Consider the following 20,875-nt stretch of genomic DNA (forward strand, 5'->3'; position numbering starts at 1 on the left):
GCGGTCGTTTCGTCGGCACTTCTCCGCAACTCGCGCGGTCGACCGGATCTGGCGCGGTCCGCTCCGCCTATGCGGACGACGGGAGCTCAGGCGTCGATCTCGAGGGTGATCTCGACGACGTCGTCGACTCCGACGCCTTCTCGTTGCTGCAGCGCCTTCTTGATCGGCACGATGTAGCCACCGTTCTTCGGCCACAGCGCCGTCGTGACGGTGGTGCCACCGATCGTCACGGATGACGGGATCATGCCCCATCCGTAGGTGACGACGCTGGCGACCTCGCCGATCAGCTCGCTCTCGGTCGGCGGAACCGTGACGAAGTGGAACGGCGAGGGACCCCGCCAGAACCAGATCTCACCCGAGAACCGCAGCCGCATGTCACGCTCCGGCGGCGAGCTCTCGGGCTCGGGCGAGAGCGGCGTCAGCCGCCTCCGCGAAGGTGCGATCGAGGTGTGCGCCCTGCAGAACGGCGACGGCGCGCTCGGTCGTGCCCTTCGGACTCGTCACGCGGCGGCGCAGCTCTGCGGGCTCTTCCCCCGAGGCGTCGAGCAGCGCCGTCGCACCGATGAAGGTCTGCTCGACCATGAGCCGAGCGTCGTGCTCGTCGAACCCCATGCCGATGGCGGCCCTGGTGAACTCCTCGATCAGCAGATAGACGTAGGCGGGACCTGAGCCCGAGATGGTCGACAGCGCGTCGATCTTCGACTCGGGAACCTCGATCACCGCTCCCACCGTCTCGAACAGGCGACGCACGAGAGCCACATCGTCGGCGCTCGCCGCGTCGCCGGCAGCGAGACCGGTCACGCCCTCGCCGACGGTGGCAGGAGTGTTCGGCATGGAACGGATCACGCGCGTGTCGGGGCCGAGGTTGTCGGCGAACGTCTGCAGCGTGACTCCGGCGGCGAGGCTCACGACGATCGCGTCGTCCGCGAGATGCGGCGCGATCTCGCGGAGCAGGTCGGGAACCATGGCGGGCTTGACGCCGACCAGGACGATTCGGGCGTCGGCGACCGCCTCGACGTTGCCGTCCAAATTCGCCGACAGGGCCACGCTCGTGACACCGTCGAGACCGTCGAGCTCGGCGGCCTTCTCGGGCGTGCGGTTCGTGGCCGTGATCCCACCTTCGACCGGAATGCCGGACGCGACCACACCTCGGAGGATCGCACCTCCCATGGAACCTGCGCCGAGGAAGGCCAGCGGGGGAAGATAATCAGCCATGTCGTCATCCTACGGCGGCGCACCCTGTGTCATCGTGAGAGCGGATCTAGACTCGTCGCATGAGTGCATCGGGCGGCAGCAAGGCGATCATCGCGGCATTCCTGGCGAACCTCGGCATCGCGTTGGCGAAGTTCGTCGCATGGGCTCTCTCCGGGTCGGCGTCGATGCTCGCCGAGGCGATCCACTCGGTCGCCGACTCCGGCAATCAGCTGCTGCTCATGCGCGGCGGACGGAAGGCGAAGCGCGAAGCCGACCGCGCTCATCCCTTCGGTTATGGTCGCGAGCGTTACGTCTACGCATTCGTCGTCTCGATCATCCTTTTCTCCGTCGGCGGCCTGTTCGCGATCGTCGAGGCCATCGACAAGCTCACACACCCTCATGAGATCGACGAGAACTGGTGGTGGCTGCCGATCGTCGTCCTCCTCGTCGCGATCGGCCTCGAATCGTTCTCGCTGCGCACCGCGGTGAAGGAGAGCAACCTGGTGCGCACGAAGGGCCAGTCCTGGGTCTCGTTCGTGCGTCGCGCGAAAGCACCGGAACTGCCCGTCGTCCTGCTCGAGGACACGGGTGCTCTCACGGGGCTGACTTTCGCCCTGTTGGGCGTCGGGCTCACCGTGATCACAGGGAACCCCGTCTTCGACGCGCTCGGCACTCTGATGATCGGCATCCTGCTGGTGCTGATCGCGATCGTCCTCGGGATCGAGACGAAGAGCCTCCTGGTGGGTGAGGGAGCGACCGTCGCCGATCACGATCGCATCGTCGACGCCATCAACGCGGGCGACGAGATCGAGAAGATCATCCACATGAAGACCCTGTACCTCGGCCCGGACGAGCTCATGGTCGCGGCGAAGATCGCGCTGACCGCCGACAAGCCGCTGCGGGAGGCGGCCGACGACATCGATGCGATCGAGGCGCGCATCCGCGAGGCGCTGCCGATCGCGCGGGTCATCTACATCGAACCCGACGTGTATCGGCCGTCGCTCGATCCCGAGCCCTCGACCGACGTCTTCGTGCTCAAGTCGTCGGACTGAGAACGGAGGGCGCCGCGCGCGCTCAGCGACGCTGCTCGAAGAACTCGCGCAGCAGGGCGGTCGCCGCATCCGCCTCGATGCCGCCGATCACCTCTGCGCGGTAGGGCAGTCGACGGTCTCGCAGCACGTCGTACTTCGAGCCCGCCGCGCCCGCCTTGTCGTCCCACGCACCGAAGACCACTCGTCCGATCCGGGCCTGGAGGATGGCCCCCGCACACATGACGCAGGGTTCGAGCGTGACCACCAGTGTGTGGCCCTCGAGGTTCCAGGACCCCACCGATGCCGCCGCCGCGCGCAGTGCCTCGATCTCTGCGTGTGCCGTCGGGTCGTGGGTCACCTCGCGGTTGTTGCGACCTTCGGCGAGGATCCGGCCGTCCGCGTCGAGCACGACCGCTCCGACCGGGATCTCCGCTGCCGCCGCCGCGACGGAGGCCAACTCGAGAGCGCGTCGCATGGCGATGAGGTCGGCGGCGGTCATGCATCGAGCCTAGGGCAGGGTCTCCGCGTCTCGTCGGTACGCTCCGGGCATCCGATGTCGTGTGAGGGCTTCCGGCGCATTAGCCTGTATCCATGCGTGTCCACGTCGCCGACCACCCTCTCGTCACCCACAAGCTCTCGGTCCTGCGCGACCACCGCACTCCCTCTCCCGTGTTCCGCCAGCTCACCGAGGAGCTGGTCACCCTGCTCGCGTACGAGGCGACCCGCAACGTCAAGGTCAGCCCGGTCGAGATCACGACGCCCGTGACGACGACGACAGGCGTGAAGATCTCGGAGCCCCGGCCCATCGTGGTGCCGATTCTGCGCGCCGGTCTCGGCATGCTCGAAGGGCTCGTCAAGCTGCTGCCCACCGCCGAGGTGGGGTTCCTCGGGATGGTCCGTGACGAGGAGACCTTCGAGCCGACCACCTATGCCGAGCGTCTCCCCGACGACCTCAGCGACCGCCAGTGCTTCGCGATCGATCCGATGCTCGCGACGGGCGGCTCGCTCGCCGCGGCGATCCAGTTCCTCTTCGATCGAGGCGCGAAGGATGTCACGGCCATCTGCCTGCTGGGCACGCCGGAGGGCCTCTCCGCGATCGAAGCCCTGGTGGGCGACCGCGATGTGACCATCGTGCTCGGCGCCCTCGATGAGCGCCTGAACGAGAAGGGCTACATCGTGCCGGGTCTCGGTGACGCCGGAGACCGGCTGTACGGCACGGTCTGAGTTCGCCGTCGTCGCAGATCTCTGCGGCGGTTCCCGAGCGGATGAGCACGGCTGTGGGCGGAGTCAGCCCCCCGCACCGACGAGTCGGGCGAAGGCGCTGAGCCGTGCCACTCCCTCGGGGGTGCGAGGGAGGTCATCGAGCAGCGCGGGCGAGTAAATCAGGTACGCCGCGACCTTCGCGCGTGAGATCGCCACGTTGAGTCGATTCTGCAGGAGCAGGAACTCCGGCCCACGGGGGGCGTCACGGCCGCTCGATGCCGCGAGTGTCGTGATCGACACCACGGCCTCCTTGCCCTGGAAGTTGTCGACCGTGCCGACCGGTACGTCGGGGAACCCTGCCGCCGCGAGCGCATCGTGAACGGTCTGCCGCTGGGCGTTGTACGGTGCGACGACGATGATGTCGCTCTGCGCGAGCGCGCGTGACGTGGAATCAGGGTCATTGTCGGTGAACTCGCGCCCGACGAGACGGCGCACCAGCGCCACCACCTCGGCCGCCTCTTCGGGTGACTCCGTGGCGTTGCCACGGTGCCGCAGCGGTACCACGTGGAGCCCCGCATCGACGCCGTCGATCGATCGCCGTTCGGTTCCGGGAGCGGAGGCGAGCTGGCCGGCGTACGCGAGCTTCGACACTGGTGCGGCGACGGACGGGTGCATGCGCCACGACTGCGCGAGGAAGTAGCCGTATTCGGGTCTGATCACGGCGTCGCCGTCCATGACCCAGCCGAGCGCAGAGGTGTCGACCGGCTCGGGGTGCGCGCCCTGACTCACCTGAGGAAGCTGCTGCGGGTCGCCGAGGAGCAGCAGACTCTTCGCTCCGGCTGCCACCGCGATCGTCGACGCGAGCGAGAACTGTCCCGCCTCGTCGACGACGAGCAGATCGAGACCGTCGCGCTCGACGCGCGCGGTGTTGCTGAAGTCCCACGCGGTGCCGCCGACGACCGCACCGTGCGCCGCATGCTCGGCGAGGAACGCCGCCATGCCGTTCTTGGGGATCGCCGTGTAGCCGGGCTCGGCCGAAGGGTCTTTCGGGGCCTTGCCCACCTGGCTCGCCGGCACACCGTCGGCGACCACCCGTTCGAGCAGCGTCTCGATGATCGCGTGAGACTGCGCCACGACGCCGATCCGGAATCCGTGCTCCTTCACGAGCCGGGCGATCACCTGCGAGCCGGTGTAGGTCTTGCCGGTGCCGGGTGGCCCCTGCACCGCGAGGTAACTGCGGTCGAGATCGAGCACGCCGCGCACGATCGCCTCGATGGCGTCGTCGCCCTGCGCCGGAAGCGGGCCTCCCGACGACGTGTGCGGTGGGATCCGTCGAAGCACGTCGGTGGCGGCATCGCGCGGGAACCCAGGGGCTGCCGCGTGCACGGAGTCCGCCCATTCGTCGATCGCCCCCTGCAGCGAGGCGACTCGCGGCGGAGCAGCCGGCGTCAGGGCGAGCGGGAGCTCGTCCCAGGTCTGCCCCTGGACAGCGGTCTCAGTGACGAGGTACCCGTCGTCGAGCAGCTCGGTGACGGTGACCGTGTGCGGGATGTGCACGGCTCGCGACGGCGCTTCGGTGTCGAACGGAGCCGGCACCGCATACAGTGCGAACGGCTGGGATCCGGCGCCCAGCGTCGTGCCCGGGGACACCTCACCGCGGATCTCGATGTCTCGTGACATCACCCGTCGGCCTTCGATGACGCTCCAGTCGCGCTGCACGGTCGACGACGCACGGTCGATGCGCACGACGTCGCGAGTGCCCTCCCACATCGTGACGGGTTCGCGCAGACGCTGGAAGTGCGAGACCCAGAAGCTCTTCGCCTCTCGGGGGAAGTAGTCGATCGCGGCTGCAGCGATGCGGTGCACCTGACCGTCGCCACCGGCGTCGACCGCCTGCGCCGCATCGGCGAGCAGAGCGACCGATCGAGGCGACGGCTCGTAGATCACCTCGTCTGCTTCATCCGGCGGCGCCGGATTCACCCCCTCCTTCTTCGCGATCTCGATGAGCCAATTGCGAAGACGCCTGGTCGAGACGCAGTCGTAGCGGTTGTAGTCGGCGAGGTCGGCGAACACGGCGTCGGCCTCCGCCTGCTCCCCCGCTGCGGCGAGTTCGCGGGCGGCGACGTACTGGACGATCGAATCGTCCCCCTTCTGCACGTCGCTCGTACGCACGTCTTCGCCCATGTACAGAGGCTCGAGCTTTTTGATCGAGTAAGAACGGGTGCCGACTCGCACGGTGCGAAGGACCAGGGGGTACAGGTCGACGAACACGCCCTCCCGGAGCAATCGGTCGACCTCGCCCTCCCGGACGCCGTGCCGCGCGGCCATGGCGACGAGATGCGAGGTCTCATACGGGGCGTAGTGATAGATGTGCATGCCCGGATGAGCGGCGCGCCGCACCTGCACGAAATCGAGGAACCGCTCGAAGGCCTCGCGCTCGGCCGCGAAGTCATGCGCCCAGAGCGCCGAGTACTGATCGGCGTTGTCTACCCATCCGAACAGATAGTCGATCCCCCAGTGAGCCTGTCCGTCAGGCGCGGGCTCGGTGTAGAGCGGGTCGCCCTCGAAGTCGAAGAAGATGTCTCCATGGCTCGGCACGGGGAGAGTGTGGATCGCCGCGGCGTAATGCACGTCGTAGGTCGGCGCCCCCTCGGCATCCGCCTGGATCTGCAGCCTCGCCTGGGCCCGCAGCGTCTCGAACGTGTCGGTGTTCATGCCTGCAGGAGGCCCGGGAGCGACTGCCAAGGCGTCGATCGTCTCGATGCCCGCTGCCCTGAGCCGCGCGCGCTGCACCGGGCGCATACGCGCGACCATCAGCAGATCACGGTGCGCGATCACCTGCTCCTCGCACGTCGCGCAGCGTCCGCATGCCACCACCTCGAGGTCGCCCCGATCGTCGCCCCACGCGAGAGGCGCGCCGGCCGCCCCCTCGTCGATCCGACGATCCGCGATGAGCGCACGCAAGCGCGCACGTCGCACGTGGAACAGCGGGAGCAGGTCGTCGACCGAATGCGTGCTCAGGGTGCCGTCGCCGAGGATGAGGTCGACTTCGTCGGACCGGGGAATGCCCAGCCGGTCGAGCTGGTCGACATATGCCGCGAGCTGCATGAGGGCCGTCACCCGAGCCTTGCGGGCGAGCTTCGAGTCCTGCACGCGCCAGCGGCCGTCGTCGTCGCGCTTCAGGAAATCGGCGAATCCGACGAACTCCGGTGTCGCGAAGGCCGCCTGGAAGACGACGACGGCCTCGGAATCGAGCGCGGCGAGCGTCTCATCGACCACCCCCGCGAGTGCCTCGGCGTCGACCGAGGACACCTTGTCGATCAGCCGCACCCCATCGGGACCGAGCTCGTCGATGTAGCGCGCGAGCACATTCTGTTCGTGCACATCCCCCAGGAGGGCTGCCCGCGCGAGAGTCGCGTCTTCGGGCTCCTCCACCGCGGGCACGCGGCCCAGCTTCGCGTCGATCGCGCGGCACCATGCGAACTCGCATTCGGCGGCCGCCTTGAGGTCGCTGGCGCTCCAGATGACGCGCTGCGCCTGGGTGTCGATCCGCACGATGCTCCCGTTCTGTCGGATGCTTCGACACTAGCCGCGGCCTCCGACACGGGCGCTCAGACGAGCGTCACCGCCACCAGGTGTCGTCGGGCGTGACCGGCAGGTTCCGCTTGTGCTGCGTGGCGAGATAGCGCGACTCGATGCGACCCGCGACATCGGCGTCGACCGGACGCCCTTCGAGGAAGTCGTCGATCTCTTCGTACGTGAGACCGAGCTCGTCCTCGTCGGCTCGTCCCGGCTGCCCGTCGAGCAGATCGGCGGTCGGAACCTTGAAGGCGAGCTGATCGGGCGCACCGAGCAGGAGCAGCAACGATCGACCTTGACGCTTGGTGAGGCCCGAGAGCGGGAGGATGTCTGCCGCGCCGTCGCCGAACTTCGTGTAGAAGCCGGTCACCGCCTCGGCCGCATGGTCGGTGCCGATCACGAGGAGTCCGTCATGCCCGGCGAGAGCGTACTGCGTCACCATGCGCACTCGCGCCTTGATGTTGCCGCGATTGAAGTCGCTGATGTCGCTCGTGACCGCGAACTCGATGTCCTCCTCGACTCCGTCCACCCCGTTCTGGATGTTGACCTCGACCGAGGAGTCGGGCCCTATGAACTCGAGTGCGGCCTGAGCATCCGCCGCGTCCTTCTGCACCCGGTATGGGAGCCGCACAGCGAGGAACCGCGCCTCGCCGCCCTCGGCGCGGACGCGCTCGACCGAGAGCTGCGCGAGGCGACCGGCGAGCGTCGAGTCCTGCCCGCCGGAGATGCCCAGCACGAATCCCTTGGCCCCGGTCGTGCGCAGGTAGTCGACGAGGAACTGCACGCGACGTTCCACCTCGACCGCGGGGTCGATCTCGGCCTTCACTCCGAGCGCTTCAGCGATCTCCTGCTGCAGGGTCATGTGCTTCCTCCGGTCTGCCCGACGTCAGTATCCTCCACCAGTGTTACATCGAGATGACGCCGCCGCATGCGCGTGACCCCGCGGTGCTCTCTGCGCCTGAGAGAATGAAGGGGTGAAACTCCTCGTCGCTGCCATGGCCTCCGAACTCGCCGCATTCCCGGAGGAGCTGACGGGATTCGATCAGCTCGTGACCGGCGAAGGCAAGATGCAGGCCGTGTTCGCGCTCACCCGGGCGCTCGACGCCAAGGAGTACTCCGAGGTGGTCGTGGTCGGCACCGCAGGGGGCATCGACCCTGCACTCGACGCGACCGTGCACGAGATCGGCAGCGCGCTGCAGCACGACGTGTTCGATCTGGACGGCGTGGCAGGGCAGCACGTCTCACTTCCTGCGCGCGTGTCGACGGGCCGAGAAGGAGTGCTGATCGCGACCGGCGACAGTTTCGTCGGCGACGCCGGCATCACCGCCGTCATCCGTCCGTCCGGCGCGGGATTGGTCGACATGGAGACCTACGCGTACATCTGGGTCGCCCAGCAGTTCGGGGTGCCGATCCGTGCATTCCGTGCGATCTCGGACAGGGCCGAGGACGGCGCGCTCCTCGACTTCCGCGAGGCGATCGCGCGGTGCAGCGTGCAGCTGCGTGAGGTCATCCGCCGGGAGTACGGGGTCTGACGGCCCGCCGGCCGGGCGCCGCGTCCGCGCCGCCTCAGCGCGATTCGATGAGGCTCGGCCCCTCCGACGTCGCACGCACCCGGAGCTGTGCCGGGATCTGCTCCTGCATGGCCTCGACGTGACTGATCACACCGACGGTGCGGCCTCCCTCTCGCAGCTCGTCGAGCGTTCTCATCGCGACGTCGAGCGTGTCGCCGTCGAGAGAACCGAACCCCTCGTCGATGAACAGAGTGTCGAGGCGGATTCCTCCCGCGCGTGCCGTGACGACTTCGGCGAGGCCGAGTGCCAGCGCGAGCGAACTGAGGAAGGTCTCGCCTCCGGAGAGCGACTGGGCGGGACGCGTCTGTCCGGTGAAGGCATCGAAGACGACGATTCCGAGTCCTGATGCTGCTCCGCGGGCGGCGAGCGCATCGGAGTGACGGAGCTGGTATCTCCCGGTCGACATGTCGTGGAGCCGACGATTCGCCGCGTCGACGATCTCTTCGAGCTCTGCTGCGAGGACGAACGTCTCGAGTGTCATCTTGCGGGTGTTCGCTCCGCGTCCGGCGATCGTGTCGGCCAGGCCACGGAGGACCTCGTAGTCGTCGGCGTCGGCCGCCGTGCGGGCGTGCTCGGCTGCCGCCGCGTCGATGGCCGCGGCGAGCTGGTCGGCCACCCCTGCTGCGCGACCGGCCTCGTCGACGGCGGCCATCCATGCCTCACGCGCGGCACGGGACGCGTGCTCGGCGGGCTCGAGGTCGATCGGCTCCTCCGGGAGGGTGCGCAGCTCGAGCTCGAGCAGGATGGCTCGCTCTTTCTCCCGCTGCACGGCGTGACCGGTGATGCGATTCTCGAGCGCGGTCTGCGCCGCGTCGGAGCGCAAGGCGAGTTCCGCCGCGGTGGCGTCGTCGAACACCGATGCGTCGAGCGCCGCGTCGCGCTCCACGTCGGCTGCTCCGGCCGCCTCGGCCCTGCGACCGAGCTCGGCGACGGCCTCGATCAGGGCGTGGGCCGACGCGATCTCGGCGGTCGCCGTCGCCAGCCTGTCGACCACCGACGCGAAGTCGCCCCGCGCCTCGTCGACGGTCGTCCGGATCTGCGCGGTCTGCTGGGTGAGCAGCGCATGCGCCTCCCTCGCCGACGCGAGCGCGGCGGCATCGGCGTCACGCTCTGAGTCGAGGCGACGGGCGCGCTCGAGCAGTGCGTCGCGTTCGGCGTCGAGCACCCGCTGCCGTTCGGTCGCAGCGATGCTGCGCTCGAGCTCCTGGGCGATCGATGCGAGTTCGGCGGCGGCAGCCTCGACATCTCGTCCGTCGGCTCGGGTGGTGACGGCTGCGAGCTCTTCCCGCAGTGCAGCCGACCTCTCCGCCGCCTCGCGCTCGCGCCCGGAGAGGCGGTCGCGCTCGGCCTCCGCCTCCTCGATGTCCTCGGCGGAGACGGGGTCCGTGTGGGGCGCCGGTGCCGGGTGCTCGCGGGAGCCGCAGACCGGGCAGGCCTCCCCCTCGTGCAGGGACGTCGCGAGCTCTCCGGCGAAACCGTCGAGCCGCCTCTGGCGCAGTCGGGCGAGGGCGGTCTGCGCGGCGGCGAGAGCCCCACTCAGGTCGGCGAGCGCCCGATCGGCCTCGATCCGCGCGGTCTCGATGCGGACGACGTCGAGCGCGGCCGCGTGCCTGGCGACCGCGGCTTCCCGTGCCGCGGCCAGGTCGTCCGCGCGATCGGCGATCCGCCTCGCCTCATCGCGCTCGCGCGTCAGTTCGTCGAGATGGGCCGGCAGCGCCGCACGCTCGGTCTCGCCCTGGGCCGCACGGGCGACTGCTGCCGCCACGTCCTCCGCCGCCGTCGCGAGCTGCGCGTCGAGGGCGGGCAACGAGCGCTCCAGGTCCGCCGCACGCTCCCACGCTCCGAGGTCCTTCGTACGCGCCGCGACCCAGGCCGCGAGGTCATCCGTGGAGACCCCGTGAGCTTCCCAGTGTCGACGCGCTCGCGTCTCGGCGTCGTGCGCGGCGCCGAGGGCGGCTGCGGCCCTCGCTGCAGCGGCGATCGGGGCACGCAGCGCTTCCGCGGCCCTCGCGTTCTCCCATTCGGTGCGCGCCCGCTGGATCGACGGTTCGTCGGCATCGAGGAGTGCCAGGGACGCTCTCGCGCGATCTCTCTCGGTCTGCGCCCGCTGCTCTTCGCGAATCGCCGTGAGAGCGGCGTCGGCGCGCGCCGAGAGCTGCTCGGCCTCGAGACGCTCGGCCGCACGACGTTCCGCGCGGTAGTCGGCCCGCGCCTTCGCCTGTCGGAGCTCGTCCAGACGCTCCTCGGTCGTCCTGGTTGTCGGCGGCGTCTCGGACGCGGGAAGGTCTCGGCCGGGGGCATCTGCCGAGGTGGGGCCGAGCCCGGCGGCCGCGATGAGGCGCTCGCCCTCGTCGAGACGAGCGGAGACCGTCGCGAATCGCGCTCCCAAGGTGCGCTCGGCGGCCTTCCGACGCTCGTCGAAACGCGCCTGCACGTCTTCGAATCGCTCCGTTCCGAACAGGCGGCGGAGCAGGATCTGCCGGTCTTTGCTTCCTGCCAGCAGGAACTCCGAGAACCGGTTCTGCGCGAGCAGGATCACCTGGAGGAACTGCTCTCGGCTCAGCTGCAGGATCTCATCGAGCTCGTAGGCGGCCTCACGCTCTTTCGCCGCGAGTCCCACCCACTCGCCGCCGACGAGCGTGTCGAGCTGCACCGCCGCGGGCTGCACGGTCATGCCGCCGCCGCGCTTCTTGGGCCGCTCGTAGTCGGGTGATCGCGTCACGCGGTATCGCCCGGACGACGTGCTGAACTCGACCATGACCTCGGTCACGTCGTCGGGCTCGCAGTGATCGCTGCGGAGCCGCTTCTCACCGCCCTCGTAGCGCGGCACACCCCCGTAGAGCCCGAAGCACACCGCGTCCAGGATGCTCGATTTGCCTGCCCCCGTGCGCCCGGCGATCAGGAAGATGCCGTCGTCGGCGAACGCGTCGAAATCCACGACCTGGCGCTGTCGGAACGGGCCGAAGCCTTCGACTTCGAGACGGTGCAGCTGCATCAGCGCACCTCCTTCGTGGTCAGGGCAACAGTGCGGAGCGTCGCCGCCGGACTCGATCCAGTCGCCACCGGACTAGATCAGCGCTTCTGCGCGGACGCGATCATCGAGGACCTCTCGGATGAGCTCCCCCTCGCGCTCGCTCGCGCCGTGCCCGGACCGCACGTGTTCGAGGAATGCCTCGATGCGCTCCGGGTCGGTGACGGCACCGCGGAGCCGGTCGGAATAGGAGCGCTCGACCTTCTCGCTCGTCTCGGTCGGCTGATGCTGCACCATGGCGCAGTACGGGTAGTGCTCTCGGAGCCGGCGCATGGGCTCGGCCTGAGCCAGCGGATCGGTGTAGATCGCGCACACCCAGTCGAGGGAGTGCGCTGCGATGTTGTCGTCGGAGAGTATCTGCTCCAGCGTTCCCGTGAGGGTGACCAGGCGACGAGGGACAGGCAGTTCGATCCACTCGACAGAGGCGAGGCCTGCCTCATCGAGATCTATCAGCCACGACCCGCGGGGCTTGCTCTGCTCGCCGAAGCTGTAGTGCAGCGGCGCCCCCGAATAGCGCACACGCTCGCTGATCCGCTGCCGGCCGTGGATGTGGCCGAGCGCGACGTAGTCGGGGCCGTCGAAGACCGACAGCGGCACGACGTCGAGTCCGCCCTGCCGGACCTCTCGTTCGAGGCCGACGGTCGCGTCGACCCCCGCCGCGAAGCAGTGGGCGATCGCGACCGAACGCCCGGGGTTGTCGCGCATGCCCAGACGAACGAGGTCCATGGCGTGCGCGAGCGTCTGAGCCTGGGAACGGAGTGCGGCGTCGGGCCAGTGCTGCCGGACGATCGCGGGTTCGAGATAGGGAATGCCGTAGAAGTGCACCGGCCCGTCGGCGTCGTCCACCGTGACCGGGGTGCCGATCGCACGCGGGTCGGTGAGCACGTTGATGCCGTCGCGCAGCAGGCGGGCCTGGAAGCCGAGCCGAGCCGCCGAGTCGTGGTTGCCGCTCGTCACGATGACGCGGGCTCCCGTCTCGTGCAGCGCCACCAGCGCGTCGCCGAGAAGCGTGTAGGCGGGGCCCGCCGGTGTCGCGGAGTCGAACACGTCGCCGGCCACGACGACGACGTCGACCGCGTTCTCGCGGACCTGCGCCGTCAGCGCTCCGAGGACCTCGGCGAGCGCGTCCATGGTCGAGTTGCCATGGAACGTGCGACCGATGTGCCAGTCGGAGGTGTGCAGGATTCGCATACTCACACGCTACGAACCACCACCGACATTCGGTTCGAGGCGTGCGGCTCGGCGTCGAGATCCAGACGGTTGAGCGAGGCCTCGGAGGACTCCGCGCGGTCGACCCCGCGGACCGACAGCGCGTAACAGTGCGTCACACGGACGATGTCAGCGAGACCGCAGCAGCGGAGCGTGCTCGGGGTGGGCGGCGAACCAGTCGGCGACGTACCAGCAGACCGCGTCGACCTTGCGATCGCCGCGTGCCTCGATGTCGGCGACGGCCCCCTCGACCACCGCTCCGGCATAGCCGTGGCCGCGGAAAGTCGGCACCGTGAAGGCCCTGGTCAGGGCGATGGTCCGTCCGTCGTCACGGTAGTCGAGCACGCTCACGAGCTGCCCGTCGCGCATCAGCGTGTACCGCGATGCGTCCTTCTCATCGGTCAGGATGAACCCGGAAGTCAATGACGAAGTACTCACGGACCCCACGTTACGCGCCCGCCACGCGGGTCGGGCCGTTTTGACACGCCCGGACTTCTTGCGACATAATCCCCCCATGACTACCAACGCAAGCCCTTTGTCCGCCCAGGAGGCGAACAGGACTGCCGGGATGATGATGCCCGGTCGCGTTGGCATGTGTTGCCGAATGTGTCGCTGAACGAACAGCCACTCCGTCTGATCTGATCCCGCGATCTGCGAGATCGGTCTCCGAGCACCCACCCCCGCTCGCTCTCCCGGCCCGCCGGTCATTCATGCAACGCATCCGAGCCTCTCTTCCCGGCTCATGTCCTGAGGACTTCATCATCATGTCGAACACCACTCTTCTCGAGCGTCCCTCCGTCGCCGCCACCGTCCGCCCCGCGTCCGCCCGGACCGAGGATGCGCCTCTCGCCGCCGACCTTCCCGCCGTCCGGTCCCCGCGCGGATTCGCCCTCTACGTCGGTCTCGACGAGATCAAGGCCGCCGAGGCCGGAGTGAGCCTGCCTCTGCTGGTCGACGCGCTGCGTCGCACTCTCGCCGAGCTCGCACCCGGTGCCGAGACGCACGCCACCGTCGCACTCGCCCCCCACGGCTCGGGAGGTCGCGACCTCGACGTCGTGCGCCTCGCCCTGCAGGAGCCCGGAGCCATCGCCCGGACCAAGGCCGCGGCCGAGGAGGAGACGGTCGCCGAAGAGGGCGGCGTCGTCGTGGACATCTCCCGCAAACGCGTGCTGATCGACGGCGACTCCGCCGCCTTCACCTACAAGGAGTTCGAGCTGCTGCAGTACCTCGTGCTCCGTGAAGGACGCACGATCGAGCGCAGCGAACTGGTCTCCGCGCTCTGGCAGGCACAGGACGACGAGACCCCGGGCGAACGCACCATCGACGTCCACGTGCGTCGCCTGCGCGCCAAGCTCGGTCGTTATGAGGACATCGTCCGCACGGTGCGCGGGATCGGCTACCGGTTCGACCGGCACGCCGACGTCGTCATCCGCTACGGCCACGGCACGCCGTCTCCCGACCGCTTCTGAGGCGGGTGTCAGACCCACGACGTACCGTGGGGGTATGACCCTGACCGCAGATGCCTCGGCTGCCGGAGCGCCGGCATCCACGCTCGTGCGCGAGGCCGTCTACCGTCCCCCTCACCCGCTCGACCTGCGTCGCACGGTGGGCATGCTCCGCCGTGGGCCCGGAGACCCGACGATGGTGTTCGACGGCGCGGTGATCTGGCGTGCCCTGCGTACGGGAGTCGGTCCGGCGACCCTCGCCCTCCGCGCGGTCGGCGACGAGATCCGTGCGACGGCGTGGGGTCCGGGTGCCGACGAGGCGCTCGAACGCCTGCCTGCTCTGTGCGGCGCCGACGACGACCCGACGGGCTTCGACCCCGGGCTGCATCCGCTCATCGCCGAGGTCGCACGACGCTCCCCCGGCATCCGCCTCGCCCGAACCGGCGAGGTGTTCGACGCGCTCGCATGCGCGATCCTCGAGCAGAAGGTCACCGGGCTCGAGGCCTTCCGCGCCTGGCGGCTGCTCGTGACCGCCCACGGAGACCGCGCACCCGGTCCGACACCCCGCCCGATGTACACCGCGCCGGACAGCACCCGATGGCGGTCGATCCCCTCGTGGGAGTGGCACCGCGCCGGAGTGCAGCCACCGCAGTCGAAGACGATCGTCCGCGCGGCGGCACGGGGTGCGAGCATCGCCAGAGCCCTGCTCGCGGCCGAGACTGGCGAGGATCGCGATCGCGTGCTCACGAGCCTTCCGGGCATCGGTGTCTGGACGTCTGCGGAGACCCGCATACGCGCCTTGGGCGACCCCGATGCCGTGAGCGTCGGGGACTACCACCTGGCTCATGAGGTCGGACACGTGCTCACAGGCCACCGGACCGACGACGCCGGGATGCTCGAGCTGCTCGCCCCGTGGGCGGGTCACAGGCAGCGGGTGATCCGGCTCATCGTCGCGAGCGGGATCAGCGAGGCGCGGCGAGGACCACGGCTGTCCCCCGAAGACCACAGGAATCGCTGACCCTGCCGCCGGCCCCGACCTCTAGGCTGAACGCATGTCCCGCAACGCGCTCCGCTTTTCCGTCACCGCAGGGCTGCTCATCGTCGGTGTCGTGATCGGCCTGATCTTCCAGAACGTCTGGCTCGGCATCCTGCTGGCCGCCCTCGTCTGGCTCGGCTGGTTCATCGGGTACGAATCCCGCCGCGGGCGCAACGCCGGCGTGAACGATGAGGACCACGGCGTCGAACTCTGAGTCCGCCTCGTCAGTAGTAGACGGCCAGGGGGCCTGTCGGGCCGTCGACGACCCGCACAGGGGTGTCGAACACCCGGGTGAGGACGTCATCGGTCATGATCTCCCGAGAGGGCCCGTATTCCACGACCGCTCCGTCCTTCATCGCGCAGATGCGATCGGCATAGTGCCCGGCGAAGTTGATGTCGTGCAGCACGATCACGATCGTGCGACCCAGCTCGTCCGAGGCGCGGCGCAGGTGCTGCATCATCTGCACGGAGTGCTTCATGTCGAGGTTGTTGAGCGGCTCGTCGAGCAGCACGAACTCCGTGTCCTGTGCGAGCACCATCGCGACGTAGGCCCGCTGACGTTGCCCGCCCGAGAGCTCATCGAGATAACGGCCTTCGAGCTCCCCGAGATCGAGGAAGTCGATCGCCCTGCTGATGATCTCCTCGTCGGCCCTGTTCAGCCTGCCGCGAGAGTGGGGGAAGCGTCCGAAGCCGACGAGCTGACGGACCGTCAGGCGTGTGACGAAGTGGTTCTCCTGACGGAGCACCGAGACGATCCTGGCCAGGTCCTTCGACTTCGTCGAGGCCACGTCGTATCCGGCGATCTCGATCGCCCCGGCATCCATGCCGCCGAGCCGGCCGATCATGGTGAGCAGCGTCGACTTGCCCGCGCCGTTCGGACCGATCAGCGCGGTGATGCCTCCCGCGGGGATCTCGAGGTCGACGGGACCGATCGCCACCTCGTCGCTGTAGTCGCGGCGAACGCCGGCGAGTGTGATCACAACCTGCCCTTTCTGAGGATGACGATGAGGAACACGGTTCCGCCGACGAGTTCGATCAGGATCGACACCATTCCCTGCGCGTAGAAGATGTTCTTCATGACGAAATACGCCGCCGTGAGGATCGTGAAGGCGGTGAGCACGGTCACGGGGAAGATCAGTCCGTGGTCGTACGTGTCGGCGAGCTGGTAGGCGAGGGTGGCGACGAGGAAGCCGAGGAAGGTCATCGGTCCGACCAGCGCGGTCGAGGTCGCCATCAGCACGGCCACGAGGAAGAGCACGACGTGCAGCTCCCGCCGGTGGTCGAGACCGAGGGACCGCGATGCATCGGGACCCAGCGCCAGGAGGTTCAACCTGCGTGCCCTCAGCCACAGGAGCACGGCTGCCGAGAGGCACAGGGGGATCGCCAGAGGCAGGTACGACGCATCGGCGTGGGAGATGTTGCCGAACAGCCTCGCCGCGAGCACGTCGAACTCGCTGGGGGTGAGGAGTCGCTGCATGAACGTCGAGATCGCGCCGAGACCTCCGCCGATGATGATGCCCACCAGGAGCATGATGTGCAGGTTCGCGTAGCGTCCCGACAGCAGCCATCCGTAGAGCGCCATCGCGAGGCCCACCATGATGAGCACCTGGAGGCCGAACTGCCACACGCCCTGGATCGCGACGAGACCGGCGACGCCGAAGAGGTACACCGTGCCCGTCTGCACGACGCGATACAGCGACTCGAACCCCATGATCGACGGCGTGATGATGCGATTGTTGGTGACGGTCTGAAAGCTCACGGTCGCGACGGCCTGCGCGATCGCGACCACGGCCATGACCGTCACGTTCGTCACGCGGAGCCTCGCGATGCGCCAGAAGCCCGCAGATCCGAAGGGCATGGGATTGTCCCACGCGAGCAGCCCGAGGGCGAAGATCGATGAGAGCGCGATGAGGATGCCGAGCACGATCGCGTAGCGGCGTCGGGAACGTGGCGTCGGGAACGATCCGGATGTGCGCGCACCGGCGGCGACCGCGTGCGCCTCAGCCACGGCGGCGCTGCCTCAGGAGCAGGACGATGAACACGACCGCGCCCACCACGCCCAGGATCAGCGATACGGGCACCTCGAACGGCATGATGATCGTCCGCCCGATGATGTCGCACACCGTGACGATCGCGATGCCGAGCAGGCACACCCACGGCAGATTGCTGCGCAGGTCGTCGCCCCGCACCATCGACACGACGTTCGGCACGATGAGTCCGAGGAACGGGAGATTGCCGACCACCACGGTCACCACACCGGTCGTGATCGCGATGAGAGCGGTGCCGAGCAGGATCACGCGGTTGTAGTCCACCCCGACGTTGGTCGCGATCTCCTCCCCCAGACCCGCGATCGTGAGGCGGTCCGCGACCAGGAACACGATGACGCCGACGACGGCCACGATCCAGAGCATCTCGTACTGCCCCCTGAGCACCGACGTGAAGCTGCCCGCGAACCACACTCCGATCGCCTGCAAGGAGTCGGTGGCGAGCGCGAGATACGTCGACACGGCGCCCACGACCGCTCCGAGCATGATGCCGACGATCGGCACGATCAGCGAAGAGGTGAGCGAGACGCGGCGGAGGAACGCGAAGAAGACCATCGTGCCGATGAATGCGGCGACGACCGCTCCGGTCATGCGCAACGGAATGGAGGGGTTCGGCACCAGCACCATCACGGCCAGCAGCCCGAGCCCCGCCCATTCCGTGGTGCCGGTGGTGGTCGGCTCGACGAAGCGGTTCTGGGTGAGCAGCTGCATGACGAGCCCGGCCATCGCCATCGCGGCCCCGGCGAGGACGAGGGCGATCGTGCGCGGGATGCGGGTGATCTGGAACATCTGCGCGCCGTCGTCGGACCCTGCGATGTCGTAGACGCCGGTGAACAGCGAGACGACGAGCAGTGCGACGACGATGAGGATGCCGAAGATCAGCCTGACGTCGAAGAGCCGACCGGCAGTGCGGCGCGGCTCGGCGAGAGCGGTGCGAGTCATGGATCGAACGTCCGAGGGCGGCACCCCCAGAGAGGCGGGTGCCGCCGGTCGGCCTTACTTCTGTGCGGCCTCGAGCGCATCCGCGAGGTCGTCGAGGAATGTCGTGTAGGTCTGGATGCCCTCGTTCAGGTACGTGTCGGTGGGCATGTACACGATCTGCTCGTCAGCAACAGCGGTCACTCCGGCGAGCGCCTCGGAGTTCTCGAGGATCTCGGAGGCCTGCACGTAATCGGGCGTCTCTGGCGCGAACACGGCGTCACGGTCGAGCACGAGCAGCCAGTCGGGGTCGGAGGCGGCGATCGCCTCGACCGAGATGTCGTCGCCCTGATGATCGTCCGAGGCGTCGGCGATCTCGAGCGCCGGGGTCAGACCCAGGATGTCGTAGATCGGGCCGAGCGAGCGACCCACGGTCGGCGCGAGATAACCGATCTCGCCGCCTGAGGTGTTGACGGCCATGACGGTGTCCGCATCGTCGTATGCGGCCTTCGCCCGCTCGACGGCCTCGTCGAAGTCGTCGACCAGCGCCTGCGCCTCGTCCTGCATGCCGAAGATCTCGCCGAGCGTCACGGTCTGCCGCTTGAGCTCCTCGTCGAACGGCTCACCCTCGCGCGGCTCCAGATCGATGATCGTCGCGTCGGGGACGAGCTCCGCGATGGCCGCGTTGTGCTGAGTGAAACGCTGTCCGCTGATGATGAGGTCGGGTTCGACCGCGACGATCGCCTCGAGGTCGGGCTCGCTGTGGAGTCCCACATCGACGATCGCGTCGTCGTCGATGTACGACACGGTGTCAGGCATCAGCGCGACCGCGCCCGCGGCGAGGTCGATCCCCCAGTCGGAGAGAGTCTGGAAGGTGCGGTTGTCCAGCGCGACGACGGATGCGGGAGGAGTCGCGATCTCGTGCTCACCGGTGTTGTCTTCGATCGTGACGGATGCCGTCTCGGCATCGGCCTGCTCGGGTTCGGCTTCGGCGGAGGTCGAGCACCCTGCGAGCGCGAGGAGGCCGACGAGACCGACACTCGTGGCGGTGAGGATTCTGGGCATGGACATGGAGAGACTCCTGTTCTGCGGTGGAGGTGCGCGGGAAACGGCGCCGGACGAGCGGACTAAGGGTGACCTAACTCCGCCTCGAAGATAGGTTAGCCTTACTTTATGAGCGACACGAAATCCGGGTTCTCGATCGAGCGCCGAGGCCTCGATCTGCGCTTCCGCATGGCCACCCTGACCGCCCGAGAATGGCTGGCACCCGAGTACGTGCGAGTCCGTCTCAGTGGCGGCGACCTCCGCGGCTTCGACTCCCCCGGGTGCGACGACCACATGCGCCTGTTCTTCCCCTCGGGCCCCGTCGGCTCTCTCGAGGAGATGCGCGAGGCACCGAGCCGTGAGTACACGCCTCTGGCGTGGGGGCCCGACTGGCTGGACGTGGAGTTCGCGGTGCACGGCGACGCAGGGGTCGGCGCCCCATGGGCGGCCACGGCTCCGCTCGGGTCGTCGATCGGAGTGGGAGGACCGCGCGGATCGGCTGTGCTGAGCGGGACGCCCGGTTCGTGGCTGCTCGTCGGGGACGAGACGGCGATACCCGCGATCCGACGCTTCGCGGCGCTCATCCCCGCGGGCGTCGCCGCTCGAATCGTGGTCGAGACGGTCTCGGCGGGGCGCGAGGTCGACATCGAAGCCCCTGTCGACGTCGAGTGGCTGCATCGCGGCGATGCTCCCGCGGGCTCCGCGCTCATCGCTTTCCTCGACGACCTCGCGGCGGAGGATGCGATCGGCACCGACCCGTTCGTGTTCATCGCGGCCGAACAGTCGATCGTCAGACCGGGGCGTGCGTTGCTGGACCGTTGGGGCATCGACTCCGCGAAAGCCGTGGTCAAGGGCTACTGGAAGCGCGGCGAATCCGAGTACCACGCGCCCCACTAGTGCAGCGCGTGCCTCGCCTCCTGCACGACCACCTCGCGACTCGCAGTTCCTCCCGCTGCTCGGGATGACGGTATACAGCGACCACGATTCCGCTGCTCGGCGTGGAACGCTGCGAGGATGACATGGTGCACCTCATGACCGACGCTCAGATCTGGACCATGATCGGGTGTTTCACCGCGCTCATGTTCGGCATGCTGACCGTCGTCTCCACGCTGTTCATCCGGGTCGTCCGCACCGAGATCGGTGGCCTCCGCAACGAGATGAATGCTCAGATCGGCGGTCTCCGCGGCGAGATGAACGCCCGCTTCGACACCGTGAACACGCGCATCGACGGACTCGACCGCGACATGCAGGCCGTGGTCAAGCGCTCGCTCGGGCTCGAGCGCGACTGACATCGACGACACGTGCCTCCGTCGATCGCCTCGGATGATGTCGGCGGCACCGGCCGGAGACCGGCGTGGACACGGCCTCGGAACGGCTCAGCCGCGTCCCGCGGCTGCCGGGCACCGCGAGACAATAGAAGGATGAGCCTGTTCGCCCTGGCACCCAAGCGCGGTCCGCGTTGGCACCTCGCCACCCAGGCGGCGTTGGGCATCGCGGTGCCGATCGCCGTCATGACCCTGATCGGTCAGCCCGCGCTCGGCTACGTCGCGGCATCCGGCGCATTCACCG

General features: G+C 68.6%; 20 protein-coding genes. 8 read left to right on the forward strand and 12 right to left on the reverse strand.

Annotation, left to right across the window (positions count from 1 at the left end; genetic code table 11):
- Positions 1 to 86: 86 nt before the first annotated feature.
- Positions 87 to 374, reverse strand: a complete 288-nt coding sequence (locus RWO82_RS10500; protein WP_314426583.1) for a DUF1905 domain-containing protein — start codon at positions 372 to 374, stop codon at positions 87 to 89.
- A gap of 1 nt (position 375) precedes the next feature.
- On the reverse strand, positions 376 to 1,215 hold the full coding sequence (proC, locus tag RWO82_RS10505; protein WP_314426584.1) for a pyrroline-5-carboxylate reductase: 840 nt from the start codon (positions 1,213 to 1,215) through the stop codon (positions 376 to 378).
- A gap of 59 nt (positions 1,216 to 1,274) precedes the next feature.
- Between proC and RWO82_RS10510 the strand changes: the two genes are divergently transcribed.
- Positions 1,275 to 2,246: a cation diffusion facilitator family transporter gene (locus tag RWO82_RS10510; protein WP_314426586.1), complete on the forward strand. Its 972-nt coding sequence runs from the start codon at positions 1,275 to 1,277 to the stop codon at positions 2,244 to 2,246.
- 22 nt (positions 2,247 to 2,268) lie between these two features.
- On the opposite strand, the gene tadA is transcribed toward RWO82_RS10510, so the two are convergent.
- Positions 2,269 to 2,724, reverse strand: a complete 456-nt coding sequence (gene tadA, locus RWO82_RS10515; protein ID WP_314426589.1) for a tRNA adenosine(34) deaminase TadA — start codon at positions 2,722 to 2,724, stop codon at positions 2,269 to 2,271.
- Positions 2,725 to 2,816: 92 nt separating this feature from the next.
- Between tadA and upp the strand changes: the two genes are divergently transcribed.
- Positions 2,817 to 3,449 carry a uracil phosphoribosyltransferase gene (gene upp / locus RWO82_RS10520; RefSeq protein WP_314426591.1) on the forward strand — a complete coding sequence of 211 codons (633 nt, stop codon included), beginning with the start codon at positions 2,817 to 2,819 and terminating at the stop codon, positions 3,447 to 3,449.
- Positions 3,450 to 3,512: 63 nt separating this feature from the next.
- On the opposite strand, the gene RWO82_RS10525 is transcribed toward upp, so the two are convergent.
- Together RWO82_RS10525 and nadE are read right to left on the reverse strand one after the other, a co-directional pair.
- Positions 3,513 to 6,983 (reverse strand): TM0106 family RecB-like putative nuclease, encoded by a 3,471-nt coding sequence (locus tag RWO82_RS10525; RefSeq protein WP_314426592.1) that lies wholly within the window; start codon positions 6,981 to 6,983, stop codon positions 3,513 to 3,515.
- A 67-nt stretch (positions 6,984 to 7,050) separates the two neighbouring features.
- A complete protein-coding gene (nadE, locus tag RWO82_RS10530; protein ID WP_314426594.1) occupies positions 7,051 to 7,869 on the reverse strand; it encodes an ammonia-dependent NAD(+) synthetase in 819 nt (272 codons plus the stop codon).
- 112 nt (positions 7,870 to 7,981) lie between these two features.
- Here nadE and RWO82_RS10535 point away from each other — a divergent pair, with 112 nt between their 5' ends.
- Positions 7,982 to 8,539, forward strand: coding sequence for a nucleoside phosphorylase (locus RWO82_RS10535; RefSeq protein WP_314426596.1), 558 nt, complete (start codon positions 7,982 to 7,984; stop codon positions 8,537 to 8,539).
- 34 nt (positions 8,540 to 8,573) lie between these two features.
- Here the strand turns inward: RWO82_RS10535 and RWO82_RS10540 are convergent, their stop codons facing one another.
- The 3 genes from RWO82_RS10540 to RWO82_RS10550 all read right to left on the reverse strand — a co-directional run bounded on the left by RWO82_RS10540 (position 8,574) and on the right by RWO82_RS10550 (position 13,187).
- Positions 8,574 to 11,573 (reverse strand): SMC family ATPase, encoded by a 3,000-nt coding sequence (locus tag RWO82_RS10540; RefSeq protein WP_314426598.1) that lies wholly within the window; start codon positions 11,571 to 11,573, stop codon positions 8,574 to 8,576.
- Positions 11,574 to 11,645: 72 nt separating this feature from the next.
- Positions 11,646 to 12,800: an exonuclease SbcCD subunit D gene (locus tag RWO82_RS10545; RefSeq protein WP_314426601.1), complete on the reverse strand. Its 1,155-nt coding sequence runs from the start codon at positions 12,798 to 12,800 to the stop codon at positions 11,646 to 11,648.
- 147 nt (positions 12,801 to 12,947) lie between these two features.
- Positions 12,948 to 13,187 (reverse strand): GNAT family N-acetyltransferase, encoded by a 240-nt coding sequence (locus RWO82_RS10550; protein ID WP_314426623.1) that lies wholly within the window; start codon positions 13,185 to 13,187, stop codon positions 12,948 to 12,950.
- Between the two features lie 395 nt (positions 13,188 to 13,582).
- Between RWO82_RS10550 and RWO82_RS10555 the strand changes: the two genes are divergently transcribed.
- From RWO82_RS10555 to RWO82_RS10565, 3 genes are read left to right on the forward strand one after another with little or no spacing between them, the layout of a single operon-like run.
- Entirely contained in the window at positions 13,583 to 14,287 is a 705-nt protein-coding gene (locus tag RWO82_RS10555) for a winged helix-turn-helix domain-containing protein (protein ID WP_314426604.1), read from the forward strand.
- Between the two features lie 34 nt (positions 14,288 to 14,321).
- Positions 14,322 to 15,281, forward strand: coding sequence for a DNA-3-methyladenine glycosylase 2 family protein (locus tag RWO82_RS10560; RefSeq protein WP_314426607.1), 960 nt, complete (start codon positions 14,322 to 14,324; stop codon positions 15,279 to 15,281).
- A gap of 34 nt (positions 15,282 to 15,315) precedes the next feature.
- The gene (locus tag RWO82_RS10565) at positions 15,316 to 15,513 is read left to right on the forward strand and encodes a hypothetical protein (protein WP_314426608.1); all 198 of its coding nucleotides are present in this window, start codon (positions 15,316 to 15,318) and stop codon (positions 15,511 to 15,513) included.
- Positions 15,514 to 15,523: 10 nt separating this feature from the next.
- Here RWO82_RS10565 and RWO82_RS10570 read toward each other — a convergent pair whose 3' ends face one another.
- From RWO82_RS10570 to RWO82_RS10585, 4 genes are read right to left on the reverse strand one after another with little or no spacing between them, the layout of a single operon-like run.
- Positions 15,524 to 16,279, reverse strand: coding sequence for an ATP-binding cassette domain-containing protein (locus RWO82_RS10570; protein WP_314426610.1), 756 nt, complete (start codon positions 16,277 to 16,279; stop codon positions 15,524 to 15,526).
- Complete coding sequence (locus RWO82_RS10575; RefSeq protein ID WP_314426612.1) at positions 16,276 to 17,307, reverse strand: iron chelate uptake ABC transporter family permease subunit; 1,032 nt, start codon at positions 17,305 to 17,307, stop codon at positions 16,276 to 16,278. The genes RWO82_RS10570 and RWO82_RS10575 overlap by 4 nt, the downstream gene beginning before the upstream one ends.
- Positions 17,300 to 18,286, reverse strand: coding sequence for an iron chelate uptake ABC transporter family permease subunit (locus RWO82_RS10580; RefSeq protein ID WP_314426614.1), 987 nt, complete (start codon positions 18,284 to 18,286; stop codon positions 17,300 to 17,302). Before RWO82_RS10580 ends, RWO82_RS10575 begins: the two co-directional genes overlap by 8 nt.
- 54 nt (positions 18,287 to 18,340) lie before the next feature.
- Positions 18,341 to 19,333 carry an ABC transporter substrate-binding protein gene (locus tag RWO82_RS10585; RefSeq protein WP_314426615.1) on the reverse strand — a complete coding sequence of 331 codons (993 nt, stop codon included), beginning with the start codon at positions 19,331 to 19,333 and terminating at the stop codon, positions 18,341 to 18,343.
- 102 nt (positions 19,334 to 19,435) lie between these two features.
- Here RWO82_RS10585 and RWO82_RS10590 point away from each other — a divergent pair, with 102 nt between their 5' ends.
- Positions 19,436 to 20,203, forward strand: coding sequence for a siderophore-interacting protein (locus RWO82_RS10590; RefSeq protein ID WP_314426618.1), 768 nt, complete (start codon positions 19,436 to 19,438; stop codon positions 20,201 to 20,203).
- A 134-nt stretch (positions 20,204 to 20,337) separates the two neighbouring features.
- Positions 20,338 to 20,595, forward strand: coding sequence for a hypothetical protein (locus tag RWO82_RS10595; protein ID WP_314426621.1), 258 nt, complete (start codon positions 20,338 to 20,340; stop codon positions 20,593 to 20,595).
- Positions 20,596 to 20,875: the final 280 nt, after the last annotated feature.

This window comes from uncultured Microbacterium sp., from assembly GCF_963521645.1.
Taxonomy (GTDB): domain Bacteria; phylum Actinomycetota; class Actinomycetes; order Actinomycetales; family Microbacteriaceae; genus Microbacterium.

What these genes read in the sequence shown, in the direction of transcription:
- RWO82_RS10565 (WP_314426608.1), top strand. Translation starts at nt 15,316, where the DNA reads ATGTCCCGCAACGCGCTCCGCTTTTCCGTCACCGCAGGGCTGCTCATC.
- RWO82_RS10555 (WP_314426604.1), top strand. Translation starts at nt 13,583, where the DNA reads ATGTCGAACACCACTCTTCTCGAGCGTCCCTCCGTCGCCGCCACCGTC.
- proC (WP_314426584.1), bottom strand. Translation starts at nt 1,215, where the DNA reads ATGGCTGATTATCTTCCCCCGCTGGCCTTCCTCGGCGCAGGTTCCATG.
- RWO82_RS10510 (WP_314426586.1), top strand. Translation starts at nt 1,275, where the DNA reads ATGAGTGCATCGGGCGGCAGCAAGGCGATCATCGCGGCATTCCTGGCG.
- RWO82_RS10585 (WP_314426615.1), bottom strand. Translation starts at nt 19,333, where the DNA reads ATGTCCATGCCCAGAATCCTCACCGCCACGAGTGTCGGTCTCGTCGGC.
- RWO82_RS10545 (WP_314426601.1), bottom strand. Translation starts at nt 12,800, where the DNA reads ATGCGAATCCTGCACACCTCCGACTGGCACATCGGTCGCACGTTCCAT.
- RWO82_RS10595 (WP_314426621.1), top strand. Translation starts at nt 20,338, where the DNA reads ATGACCGACGCTCAGATCTGGACCATGATCGGGTGTTTCACCGCGCTC.
- nadE (WP_314426594.1), bottom strand. Translation starts at nt 7,869, where the DNA reads ATGACCCTGCAGCAGGAGATCGCTGAAGCGCTCGGAGTGAAGGCCGAG.
- RWO82_RS10550 (WP_314426623.1), bottom strand. Translation starts at nt 13,187, where the DNA reads ATGCGCGACGGGCAGCTCGTGAGCGTGCTCGACTACCGTGACGACGGA.
- RWO82_RS10580 (WP_314426614.1), bottom strand. Translation starts at nt 18,286, where the DNA reads ATGACTCGCACCGCTCTCGCCGAGCCGCGCCGCACTGCCGGTCGGCTC.
- RWO82_RS10500 (WP_314426583.1), bottom strand. Translation starts at nt 374, where the DNA reads ATGCGGCTGCGGTTCTCGGGTGAGATCTGGTTCTGGCGGGGTCCCTCG.
- RWO82_RS10590 (WP_314426618.1), top strand. Translation starts at nt 19,436, where the DNA reads ATGAGCGACACGAAATCCGGGTTCTCGATCGAGCGCCGAGGCCTCGAT.
- upp (WP_314426591.1), top strand. Translation starts at nt 2,817, where the DNA reads ATGCGTGTCCACGTCGCCGACCACCCTCTCGTCACCCACAAGCTCTCG.
- tadA (WP_314426589.1), bottom strand. Translation starts at nt 2,724, where the DNA reads ATGACCGCCGCCGACCTCATCGCCATGCGACGCGCTCTCGAGTTGGCC.
- RWO82_RS10540 (WP_314426598.1), bottom strand. Translation starts at nt 11,573, where the DNA reads ATGCAGCTGCACCGTCTCGAAGTCGAAGGCTTCGGCCCGTTCCGACAG.
- RWO82_RS10560 (WP_314426607.1), top strand. Translation starts at nt 14,322, where the DNA reads ATGACCCTGACCGCAGATGCCTCGGCTGCCGGAGCGCCGGCATCCACG.